The following is an 11,653-nucleotide window of genomic DNA, read 5'->3' as shown; positions in this document are numbered from 1 at the left end:
GGCGGCACGTAATGCGGAGGGGTCGGGCTGGCCACCAATCGCCAGTACAGCGATCACGCCACCCAACGCAAGCAAGCTCACAAGGACGATCCAGATCACGAAAATGCGTCGGTGTGTTGAGGGCGCCGGCTCGGTAGATCTTGCTGCGTTTGCCATCTGCAATCCCCTGGATTGACCTCGATACAAGTTACTATCTAAAGTGACTTAGACGGTATCGTCAAGTTTTCTCTGCAAAGGACAGTAACACCGCATGTTGCCGCAGAAGCGCCCCCCAATCTCTCGTCCGATCGCCGCTATCCGGCTGGATGGCGGGCGGCTATGCCTGGATTTCGTCAATACGATCCACGATCACTATGCGGAGCAGGTGGAGGACTATATTTTTCAGCCAGAGCGTTTTATCGATTGGTGCATGCGCTCCGGCGCGATCCTCCCCGGCGAGCCCATTGCCGCACCCGAGGGCGCAAGCCGGCGAGCCGCACTGATGCGAAAGGTAAGGGCGCTGCGTCACCATTTGCACGCGCTGTTGGCGTCGCGGATCGATGGCGTGACACCCCCTGAAGACGCCGTGCAATGCATCGATCAGTGGCTGCATCGCGCTTGGGCCAGTCAATCGCTTGGCCTTGATGGACAGATGCATTGGCGAGACGACGCTTATCATGCGTTATTGCCGCTGCAGCGCATCGCGCTCGATGCACTGGCTTTGATCGGCGATCCATCCGCGCTACAGCTTCGCCGCTGCGCCAATACGAGCTCGTGTGGCTGGCTGTTCCTCGATACCAGCAAAAACCAACGCCGCCGCTGGTGCGCGATGGAGACCTGCGGCACGGCGTTCAAGATGAGGCGTTATCGCCAGCCGCACACATAATCCTGGTTTCGCTTTTACCCCGCATCTTCCTGATTCATCGGCCGTAATGGACAACGCGTAATCCAAGCTTCTCTCGACCTCAGGACGCTCATGCACGCCCACGACGATAAGCTTCAGCGCTTTGAAGCCAGCGGCGCTGCCGCACTTCCAGCGGATATGGCATCGGCCTATATCGATCACGATGGCGCCCGAATCTGGTACACAACCCACGGCGAGGGCGCCCCGGTGGTCCTGCTCCACGGTGGCTTAGGCCATAGCGGCAATTGGGGTTACCAGGTTCCGGCGTTGCTCAGGGCAGGGCACCGCATTGTGCTGATCGATAGCCGCGGGCACGGCCACAGCACGCGCGATTCGCGACCTTACTCCTACGAGTTGATGGCTTCCGATGTGCTTGCCGTCATGGACATCTTGCAGCTTGAAAAAGCAGCCTTCGTCGGCTGGAGCGACGGCGCATGCATCGCACTCATTGTTGGCATGCAAGCGCCTGAGCGAGTGGCGGGGGTCTTTTTCTTTGGCTGCAACATGGATCCGAGCGGCACCAAAGAGTTCGTATCCACGCCACTCATTGAACGCTGTTTCAGCCGCCATGCTAGAGATTACGCCCAACTTTCCAGCACGCCCGATGACTTCAACGCCTTCGTTGACGCCATCAGTGAAATGATGAAAACGCAGCCCAACTACGCTGCGGGCGACCTGGCCATGATCCGCGTACCTGTCACGGTGGTGCAGAGCGAGCACGATGAATTCATCAAGCCGGAGTATGCCCAGTATCTTGCGCGGAGCATCCCCGGCGCAGAATTAATCAGCTTGCAGGGCGTCACTCACTTTGCGCCGCTGCAAAGGCCGGATGAGTTCAATCATGTCGTGCTTGCCTTTCTGGCGAAGGTGTTTCTGTAAAGCACGGTCAGAACATGGTTACTTGGGTGCCATCGCCGGCAACCAGCGCGCTGGCGCCCGCCGAGCCGACATCCACCGCGCCCTTGTTCAACGGGTAGCCGATTCCGACGTACCCCGACGTCGGGCTGGCTGTCCCGTCTGCGCCGCCAGAGATGCTGGCAAAAAGTCAGCAGAATCTCGTGGATGATCTTCACCGGCCCCCGGGACTCTCTCACGATGACTTTGAGCGTATCTTTCGCCGGCCGTCTACGAGTACGCCCGGTACGAGCATCTCCTGCCGGCATCGGAAACGCACCGCCATTACGGGCAGGGTGTACTGTTCCATCATGGCCTGGAGTGCGCGTTCTATGCGGCGCTGAAGTGAGTCGGCGGTTTTAGCTCTCGATCACTCTTCGGTGGTTCGAAAACAGCTCGAACCGCGCTGGCGCATTGCCGCGATACTTGGCGCCATGATCTACGATATAGGTAAGCCCATCGTCGATGGGGCCAGAGTATCGACGACAATCGATGTGTGTATAACCAAGGTCGATCATGGCATGCGGTCGGCCGGCCCGGGTGGGCCGACCGATGTCGCGACTCCCAGGAGGTTGAGCTAGTCAGTTGACAATGCAGGCGTCTATCTGACTCTGCGAAATGCTGGCATTCAGAAATGCCATGCCGGTGTTGGCACCGATGGTTGACGTGACATAGGTGATTGCCTGGTTGTATGGCGCTCCCAGCAATTTGCGGACGTTGGCGGCATCAGGGCCATTGGCATTGCTGTTGCCCAACAGATACGTGATTTCGACGATCGGATACCCCGAGCTTGGAGCGGCATACGCTGACGGTTTGAGCAGTGCGATGCACGATGTCGAAGGTGCGGAAGCGATCGGCGCGATCATAGGCCGGCCCGTATGGGCATCGGCTCCCGTGATTGTATTGTTGTAAAGCACATCGGAACTATTGATGGTGAGGGAGCTACTCAGATCAGCAAGCGGATCAAGGCCATTGACCGTGGCGAAGAGAGCAAAGGCATTCGCCACATCAGGTGCGCTGGCATAGCCAATGGATCCATCAAGAACCGCGACCTGACCAATCACTGCCCGTTCACCAGTGATGGGGATCCAGTTTCGCGGTAGTGCGGAATATCCACCCGGCCAAAACAGCGAGACGACATTGTCGAAGATCGAGTCGGTGACGAAGTGCTGAGCTGGCGCTCCCCCACACACTGCGGACAAATGATTGCTAAACGAGAACGTGATTCCACTGCCGTCCTGTTCATAGACAACATTCATGGGCCCGTGAACGCCCGCGGGCACGCCCGCGGCAATCAACCGGTCATCGGACCAGTCCGTTATCTGGCCGGAAAAAATGCCGCAGATTAGCTGGTCGGTGAGATTGAGAGTGGTTACGCCAGCTTTATTAAAAGTGATGGCGATCGAAGCGGCCAACGCTGGAAACTGCACGGGTTTGCTTGCAGGATGGTGGGCGATGTAGCTGCTGAAGGTGAATGCCGATACCGGGTAGTCTGCAACCACAAAGTTTGGCTGAGTCAGGTCTGTTCGGCCAACGCTCGCAGCACCAAATCCCGTAGGCGGGGCGCTCCCATCGATGCAAACGTTCTGTACGTTCGTGTTCAAAATGCCGGCAAGGATGGCCTGGCCTTCTTCACCGGCGTCTGCCTGGCAAAAAGAAGTGACGGGATTTCCATTTTGTGCTGTGAAAGAATAGAGAAGGGAGCCCGCTGCGGGCGAAAGTAAACGATGCGAGTCATCGCCGGCGAGGCCAATCACCGTCGTGTATGAGCCCCCACCAACGAGGGTCGTCCCTGCATGAGCTATTGGTGCGACTGCCACCAGGCCAAGAATGACTGTTACCGGAAAGGCCATCACACGATTTGGTCTGTCAACTCGATAAGCCATGACGCATCCCCAGTTAGGTTGCCTCCATGTGGAGGATCGGGACACTATGAAATTAATGTCATTACCAAATGGCTAATGAGAAGAGTCGGCTTCTATGTATTATTCGTGACATTACATGGCGAGTTTGTATCTTATTTTAAGATGGAGAAACGCGATGTAAAAATATATCGAGTGAAGCGGTTATCCCGGGCCGAAACCGGGGTGGGCTTAGGGGCTTGGTTTTTTGCTCTTCCACCGATCCTCGCCATGGGCACAAGGACCGGCGAGCCCGCCATGGCACCACCTCGGCTCCGCACTCCGCACTCCGCACTCCGAGATCGTGACAGGCGTGTAGGTGCACCGCCCCTGGATGAGCTTTGGCTCGATCCAAAATAAGCCTTGGCGCACCTCCACTGTGTCTTGTCATCAAGCATTCATTCCTCCTGTCTCCAGCCCGACGTGAGAGAGTCATGGCATGGTCCTACAACGTCATGACCCTCCATTCGGAGGCACGCCGGGGAGACCAAGATCATGACTTCAACACGCTTTGGAGCGCGGACCGTCCATGCCCTCGCGCTCGTCGTATCGTTGGGTATGTCCGCGCACACGCCACTGGCTTATGCGGGCACCGCGTTAGTCGGGGGCGGAGCGACTGCACCAGCCTTGGGCCTGCTAGGGACCACAGACAACCAGATGCAAACGAGTCCGAGCAGCTCTTCTTTGCTTGGCATTTACTCCACACAAACCGGCAATCCGCAGACGTCGTATTGCATGAACGGCAGCGGCCTGGGAAAGCAAATACTCACTGGGGGTGGAGCAACCATGCCCCCTGTCAGCGTCCAGGCTCCATGCATCAATGGCACGACGATAACGACGATAACCAAGGGTTTCGGAGCACAAGCGCTCGGACGTACCGACCTCCTATGGCCTAGTTTTGTCGTGTCCGATGCCCCACTGACCGTGGTGGAATACGGCAACTACATCACCAATCACGCGTCCTCAAACCCTATCCAGTTTCCCATGGCCGCTGAATCGATTGCGATTACCTTCACCAAAGGAAATATGCAGTCGCTCAACCTCACCGATGCCCAGCTTTGCAAACTATTTTCCGGCCAGATTACCGACTGGTCCGATCCTCAGCTCGCAGCGACCGTGCCGGCGGGGCTATCTGGACCCATCCAGATTGTCTATGACTCCGATAGCAGTGGCACCACCTTTGGACTGAGCAATCACTTGGCCACGGTATGTCCCGGAACACAGCAACAACATTTCATCGCCGACCCGCTGTTCACCAAGGTTGTCTCGCTTTATTTTCCTTCATGGTCGGGCACACCGTCGCTTCCCAGCACGTGGATAGCTCGGAGCGGTGATCAAAATGTCGTGAACACGATACTCAGCACGGACGGTACGCTTGGCTATGCCGGGACCGCTGATGTGATCAATGTTCTGGGCCTCTACGCCACCGTCAATGGGTTCGATCCCGTCGTCGATTTCGCCAGCCAGGGCAACGGCTTCTACACGATCAGTACAGCGGATATCGTCTACAACCAGGTGATGAATGGCACCGACCCGGCCTCGGGCCGACCCAATTACGCCGCGATTACGCCGTCGCCAACCACCCAATGCATCGTGCTCGTCACACCACAGTCCTACGCCAAAGCACAGGGCTCGGGCTATCCCATCGTTTCCATCGTGTACTTGTTGGCGAATGCTCAGGGCAACAAAGCGGATAGGCCAAGTCTGCAAAACCTTATGTGGGCACCCTACAACACGACCGTCACGCGCAACTCCGCATTGACCTCGTTCGGGCCATACACCGGACTGGCACTTCTGACCACCTCGTTCACGAAGTGGCAGATCCAAAACTGTATTAACTAGAAACGACGCGTCGACAAGCGCAGACAACCAACAAGGGGAGGGCTCATTGATCGCGCCCGTTGAGCCCCCCCCCCTTTTCCTTTTGTTATCGCTTGCTGCACGAGACTGCTTGAACAGGAGGCTACCGAACGAGCACATCGAGATGCAGTCGCTTTGCCGCGAAAGCGGCATGACTCGAACGCCGAGCAAATGTGTCAGCGTGCTACTAAAGTCAGCCCACAAGTGCATAGCTACCACAAGAGCAAGGTTCTGCAGAAAATTCGGCACTTGATCCCAAAGTTGGATTACGCCCCGGATGAGTTCCAGGGCACCAACGCGCCCTTGCGGCCGACCGCTTCACACCACCATCACAGGGGCGTCTATCCCTCCATCTCATTTTTCAGGCCGGGACTTCAAAAGAGGTCTGCAGTAGTAGATGATCCGGTCCATTCACTCGACTAGGGAAGGGAAGCCATGCTGTTTGCAGGAAAAAGAGCCGTTGCCATTCGTGCCGATGGCGGCGTGACGCGACGCGGCGTGAAGATCATCTATAACGCCATACGCTGGCAGGATGGCTATGTCTATATGGACGGAAGCCGCGAGGCGACGTCATGGCTGATAATGCCCGTCGATCTTGCCGATCCTGACGCCGGCTACGTGTTTTCTTCGTCGGGATACTACCTGTCCAACATCCACGATTATATTCAGCAGAAAGGCCATTGCCTGGTAACGACACCGAATCTTGATCATGCGGCACGATTCGTTCCTGTCACGCAGGGGGACGGAACGTTTTACCTGCAAGAGGTGGGGCACCCTGCCGTATTCACCCTCGACACGCGCGGATTCCTTACGCAGCTGGCAAACCGGGCCGCATCCAATGCAGAGCCGCTGTTCCAGCATTTCCGTGTCCACGGGGGGCTGAGCTACGACGACGACATCGATCAGTATTACTGGATATGCCACACCAGAACTCAGGGCGCGCTGTCCGTCGCAGGCAAGCTTGGCAACGACGCCGCGCTCACCGTCCAGCCGCGCTTGGCCAGATACGACCAGTTGTGGAAGTACCGGAACGGCGCCCTGGTCTGCAAAGCGAATGGTCATGTCATCCAGGCTGCCGGCATGGAGCGCGGCGCCGCCATTGCCGCCGTCACGCCGGGCGATTCCGTGCGACCCAGTCAGGCCTGGGTTGTTGACCGGCGCGGGCATATCCTCATCGCAGGCGGCAGGGTCGGCCTTCACTGCGCCGATGGCGCCATCGGAGGCTCAGTGGTCCTGGGCGTGCCGCCGGCCACACCGGAGTGGTATCTGATCCCTTGTGTCATGGAGCCCGACGTTACTGAAAACCGGCTGGAAAGCGAGGAAGGCAACACCTTCCTGCTGCGCAATCTCGCTACCGATTGTGTGCTGAGCGCCGTCACCCCGCTTACCGCCGGAGGATCGGTATGTCTTCAACCCGTGTCGGCAGGCAGCAGTAGTTGGATGCGCCTGCCGGGAAGCCTGCAGCAGATTTCCGCGGGCCACGCGGAGTGCGCATGGGGAGTCAATGCCGCCGGCGATATTTTTCAGCACAGCGGTGAGGATGCTTCGCCTTGGGTGCAGGTGGACGGCCGTCTGTCCAGCGTCAGCGTGGGAGTCGACGACTGCGTTTGGGGCGTCGACTCGCTGGGCGGCGTATACCGCCGCGACGGCGAGAAATGGACGCACATCTCCGCCGGCATGGCGCAGATTTCTGTGGCGTCCGCCCGGCAGGTCTGGGGTCTCGATGGCGGCGGCAACGTCTATCGCTACAGTGGCGATGACAGCCACCCCTGGATACAGATCGCCGGAAACCTTTCCAATATCGCCGCGGGCGCAGATGGCTCTCTATGGGGTTGCAACTCAGCCGGCAAGGTGTTCCGGCGCGACGGCGAGAAATGGACCTTGATCCCGGGGGCACTCAAGCAGGTCGCGGTGGGCTCTGCCGGCATGGTGTGGGGCGTGGATGGCGTCAGCAAGCTGCATCAATACACTCATGATGACGTTGCGCCGTGGGCGTCAGTTCCAGGCACGGCCTCATGGATCAGCATCGCCGTAGACGGCACGGCCTGGGCGGTGGACCGTGATGGCGGCGTCTACCGGAACGTACCAGCGCCCGTACCCCCCCACCAGTTGTGGACTTACCATGGAGGCCAGCTCAAATCGACTGCCGGCGATTTTGTGCTGGAGGACGCGGGCGACGGGCTCAAACTGGCCACTCCCGGCAGCCAGGCCCCGGATCGTCAAGCCTGGCTGCTTTCCGCGGAAGGCTATCTGATGCCTGATCGGCCCGATGCCTTGCTAGTGGTTCCTGTCGCGAACCATCGGCAAGTCGCTTTCAGCCATTACTCGCCGCTGCGTCCGCGGCACCAGATATGGCAGACCGAGGCTGTCCGCTCGTCGATAAACAGCCACGCAAACACGGCCGTGCCCGATGTCCTGGTCACTTCGTTGAGCGTGGAAATCACCTTGGCGGACGAATGGTTTGCTGGAACGGATGACGATATTCACATCAATTTCAATTTGGCCAATTCCTACTCCAGAAGGCAGTTGGTGGCGCATGGCCTGTCCGCCGGACAGCTGATCAATGTCGATATTGACGTGGCCAAGATGTTTCGCGGGCGCGGACCCATCCATCTTTCCGATCTGAATTATGTGGGTCTCTGGCAGCGCCCGATCACGCACTGGTTCGACAACAGCGACAGGTGGAAACTGAAGTCGCTGATCTTGATAGTCAACGGCAGGTATTACAACCGATCCTTTCAGTCGGTCAACGATCTGATCGATAATCCCAAGCACTCCATGCTGGACACATGGAGGCGCAGCATTCCCAATACATGGACCGATATTAGTCCGTCCAACCGAAGCATCTGGATGACCTCCGGCTATGAGCTCATCAAGGAAAGGACCTTGCGCGAACTGGTTATCCCAGGATCGCACGATGCGGGCATGTACCTGGGCGGCATAAGCATCGTCGGTAAAACCCAGGATCTGTCCATATACGACCAGCTCAAAGAGGGGGTGAGGTACTTCGACATCCGGCCGCTGGCCCGGAAAGCCGCGGATGGAAGCTATAGCTTCGTGACTTACCATGGCATCAGCATGATTGTTGGCGCATCGATCACCGATATCCTCAATGATGTTGCGCGCTTTATGCGCGAGCCCGGCAAGGAATTGGTCATTCTCAAGATGTCCCATTTCTCCGCGTTCGACACCTGGGCCTACCAAGCCTTAGTGCAGCAGGTCAGAAGCAAACTCGGTGTTTGGCTTTGCGCAAAACAGGAGGGCGTACGCTTGGCGCAGCGCCCCTTGAAAGACCTGGCCGGGCGCAACGGCGGGGTGCTGGTGGTATGCGATGAAAGGTACTCTCTGGATTACAAGGCCGACGGCATCTTTACCTACCGGGACTGGCACAGCGAGGACCCGGAAAACGGCGATCTGACTGTGCTGGACAACTATGCGAATACCACTGACCTGGACAAGATGAAGCAAGATCAGGGGGATAAATTCATGGGGTTCAACGGGCGCTGTCTTTATAAAAGAGAAGTGCCGTGTGACCTCTTCCTATTGTCCTGGACGCTAACCCCTGTCACCGCCGTCTGGTTCTACGCCAAGGTGGCCAATGAAGACCTACCCAGATCCATGCGGATAATGAGCAACCCGAATACTTTTGACAGGATAATAAATATTATCTACGTGGATTATGTTGAATATTCGCACGCAACCGATCTTTGTCTGGAGCTCAACGGGATAAGGCTTTAGAAGGTGCGCCATGGGGCATACCAGACTGCACCCTTGAGGTAACCGCCAACATTGGCTGCCGCCCGACGACCTTGATCAGCCTGAGGTGTGTGAATTTCGCAGCGCCTCTGGAGGGTCAGCCGGGATTCGTACAAAAACCGGCACTTTGGCTCGTAGTTCATTGATTTAATAGCTGTTTGCCTTTTTTTTGGCCTTGCGCATCAGAATAGACTCTGGGCTATATGGCCGAGGAGGGGGCATGGATCGATGGGCTGGGTGGCGGTGCGGGCGTAGGGCCCCGCCGCATTGCGGGCAAAAGCGGGTCAGCGTGACAGCGGCTTCGATCGGAAGGCCGCGAAGATGACGCTGGAGATCGCCCACTGGCTGCTGGAGCAGAATGGGATCGATATTGCGCCCCGTCAGATCGAGTTCATCGATCTTTTCTCAGGGAGGCTCTACACGATCAAGCGGCGTAGGGAAAAGACCATCAAGCTCTTGGACGAGAATGCAAGACTTATTCAAAGCCTGTGGCCATCCATTGACCCTTAAGCAGTAAGGATCGCTGCGCCAGCTCACGTGTCGCGGGCGCTGCGATCGCATCCGTATTGCGTTCTCGGGGCACGGACACACGTTTTGCGTGACCGACCCGATAGCACTCCATTGGCTCCGTTAGCTGGCGCGACAAACGGGCCTCATTTTCAATAAAAACGCACCTGTTTATTTCTTTACCTGTTTGCCGATACAGGTTAAAACACCACTGCCCTGTGGTTAGCGCTCGCGGAAGTCCGCAACTCTTTTACGACTCTTAACGCAACGGATTTGCCATGCCCATACATCTTGGATCCTTAAGCATCCATATTGCCCAGACGTCGGTATTCAGCGTCTATCGCAACTCGGTGATCCTCAAAGAGAACAACTGGGATGATTTCGGATTCAAGGCCACGTTTGCCGTAACGATCATTGACGACCAGGGCGCGTCGCACGAGCTTGGTGACGTCAAAATTGGGCGCGCGGGCCTGACTGGCGGATGGGTATCTCAGGCGCTTTTGCCCACGCTTCAAGTCGACGCCACGCGGATTCCCGACGACTGTTTTTCATTAGGTCAGGACCCTGAGTACTACTCAAAGACCGTGGAGCTGTTAGGGGTCGAAGGCGCTCGTTCGTTCCTCGCGCTAATGAGGGATGTGGCTGCAGACGCATCGCTTTTTCGGCAAGTCGCGAACGAAAAATCGCTAAGTACATCACTCATGCGATATGTAAGCCTCTCTGTGATCGAGGCACAGTACCGGCGAATTCTTAGTGGCGGCGTCATGCTCACTGAATTCGATTTCGTGTTTAAGCGCGACGAATCACCGGAAAGCGCGGGAATTGAGCTCAGCTTTAAAGTTGACCCACTGTCGCAGCCGCCAACCAACATTCATGTATTGATCGGGCGTAACGGAGTGGGAAAGACCACGCTCCTGAACGCCATGATACGAGCATCCGTAAAAGCCACTGACGGCGCTGAAAGCACATCTACAGAGCACTTCTTCACTCGATCAGCATTTCAACTTTTTGAGATCGATGACACCTATTTCAGCAGTGTCGTATCTATCTCTTTCAGTGCGTTTGATCCATTTGTTCCGCCCCGAGTGGCGAGTGATCGAGCAAAGGGACCCAGCTATCTCTACATTGGCCTGAAAACCGATAGCGGCGACACATTGAAGTCCTTGACGGATCTTCGGCAGGAACTATCCAGAAGCGTCGCCATCTGCTTGGGGCAGTCCGCTCGTAAAAGGCGGTGGCTCTCCGCAATACAGATGTTGGAATCAGATCCAAATTTTGAAGAAATGAACTTATCGGAACTCGGTTCGCTGGAGGCGTCGCACGTTCAGCAGGCAGCGTGGCGCGCGGCTGAGAAGATGAGCTCAGGGCACGCCATCGTCTTACTTTCAATTTCTCGCCTAGTGGAAGCCGTTGAGGAGAAGACTCTTGTCATTATCGATGAGCCAGAGAGTCACTTACACCCGCCACTACTCTCTGCATTCATTAGGGCGCTTTCGGAGCTACTGACCGAACGCAACGGTGTTGCTATCGTGGCTAGTCATTCGCCGGTTGTTCTCCAGGAGGTACCTCGCTCTTGCGTCTGGAAACTATGGCGCATGCGGCGAACAACTAGCGTAACTCGCCCCGAGGCGGAGACTTTTGGCGAGAACGTCGGCGTATTAACCCGCGAAGTCTTCGGTCTAGAAGTGGCGAAGTCCGGTTTTCATGCGCTTTTGGAGCTTGCGTCGAAGAACGCACAAACCCTTGATGAGGCGGCTGGCGAATTCGGTAATCAGATCGGACTGGAGGGGCGACTGATTCTTCGCGCCCTCATGGCCGAAAAAGACCAATCAGGAGCTGGTACGTCATGAGG

The 11,653-nt window shown here is 57.0% G+C and carries 7 protein-coding genes and 1 pseudogene; 7 read left to right on the top strand and 1 reads right to left on the bottom strand.

The window, feature by feature from the left end; genetic code table 11:
- Positions 1-250: 250 nt before the first annotated feature.
- From OUZ52_RS05135 to OUZ52_RS22975, 3 genes and pseudogenes are all read left to right on the top strand, one after another.
- Positions 251-865, top strand: a complete 615-nt coding sequence (locus OUZ52_RS05135; RefSeq protein ID WP_266157250.1) for a CGNR zinc finger domain-containing protein — start codon at positions 251-253, stop codon at positions 863-865.
- 90 nt (positions 866-955) lie between these two features.
- The gene (locus OUZ52_RS05130; RefSeq protein ID WP_323135315.1) at positions 956-1,762 is read left to right on the top strand and encodes an alpha/beta fold hydrolase; all 807 of its coding nucleotides are present in this window, start codon (positions 956-958) and stop codon (positions 1,760-1,762) included.
- A gap of 244 nt (positions 1,763-2,006) precedes the next feature.
- Positions 2,007-2,126: pseudogene (locus OUZ52_RS22975) on the top strand (TraI domain-containing protein); the annotation flags it as partial.
- A gap of 232 nt (positions 2,127-2,358) precedes the next feature.
- On the opposite strand, the gene OUZ52_RS05125 reads toward OUZ52_RS22975, so the two are convergent.
- Positions 2,359-3,663 (bottom strand): substrate-binding domain-containing protein, encoded by a 1,305-nt coding sequence (locus tag OUZ52_RS05125; RefSeq protein WP_266157249.1) that lies wholly within the window; start codon positions 3,661-3,663, stop codon positions 2,359-2,361.
- Positions 3,664-4,173: 510 nt separating this feature from the next.
- Between OUZ52_RS05125 and OUZ52_RS05120 the strand changes: the two genes are divergently transcribed.
- The 4 genes from OUZ52_RS05120 (at position 4,174) to OUZ52_RS05105 (ending at position 11,651) form a co-directional block, all read left to right on the top strand.
- The gene (locus OUZ52_RS05120; RefSeq protein ID WP_266157248.1) at positions 4,174-5,520 is read left to right on the top strand and encodes a substrate-binding domain-containing protein; all 1,347 of its coding nucleotides are present in this window, start codon (positions 4,174-4,176) and stop codon (positions 5,518-5,520) included.
- Between the two features lie 453 nt (positions 5,521-5,973).
- Entirely contained in the window at positions 5,974-9,276 is a 3,303-nt protein-coding gene (locus OUZ52_RS05115) for a phosphatidylinositol-specific phospholipase C domain-containing protein (RefSeq protein ID WP_266157247.1), read from the top strand.
- 339 nt (positions 9,277-9,615) lie between these two features.
- Positions 9,616-9,804: a hypothetical protein gene (locus OUZ52_RS05110; RefSeq protein ID WP_266157246.1), complete on the top strand. Its 189-nt coding sequence runs from the start codon at positions 9,616-9,618 to the stop codon at positions 9,802-9,804.
- 275 nt (positions 9,805-10,079) lie between these two features.
- Complete coding sequence (locus OUZ52_RS05105; RefSeq protein ID WP_266157245.1) at positions 10,080-11,651, top strand: AAA family ATPase; 1,572 nt, start codon at positions 10,080-10,082, stop codon at positions 11,649-11,651.
- Positions 11,652-11,653 lie beyond the last annotated feature (2 nt).

It is taken from the genome of Dyella silvatica (assembly GCF_026283955.1).
Classification (GTDB): Bacteria; Pseudomonadota; Gammaproteobacteria; order Xanthomonadales; family Rhodanobacteraceae; genus Dyella_C; species Dyella_C silvatica.
This window is presented reverse-complemented; position numbering and strand designations above follow the sequence as displayed.

Coding starts and splice junctions, on each gene's coding strand:
- OUZ52_RS05135 (WP_266157250.1), top strand. CDS start 251: ATGTTGCCGCAGAAGCGCCCCCCAATCTCTCGTCCGATCGCCGCTATC.
- OUZ52_RS05130 (WP_323135315.1), top strand. CDS start 956: ATGCACGCCCACGACGATAAGCTTCAGCGCTTTGAAGCCAGCGGCGCT.
- OUZ52_RS05125 (WP_266157249.1), bottom strand. CDS start 3,663: ATGGCTTATCGAGTTGACAGACCAAATCGTGTGATGGCCTTTCCGGTA.
- OUZ52_RS05120 (WP_266157248.1), top strand. CDS start 4,174: ATGACTTCAACACGCTTTGGAGCGCGGACCGTCCATGCCCTCGCGCTC.
- OUZ52_RS05115 (WP_266157247.1), top strand. CDS start 5,974: ATGCTGTTTGCAGGAAAAAGAGCCGTTGCCATTCGTGCCGATGGCGGC.
- OUZ52_RS05110 (WP_266157246.1), top strand. CDS start 9,616: ATGACGCTGGAGATCGCCCACTGGCTGCTGGAGCAGAATGGGATCGAT.
- OUZ52_RS05105 (WP_266157245.1), top strand. CDS start 10,080: ATGCCCATACATCTTGGATCCTTAAGCATCCATATTGCCCAGACGTCG.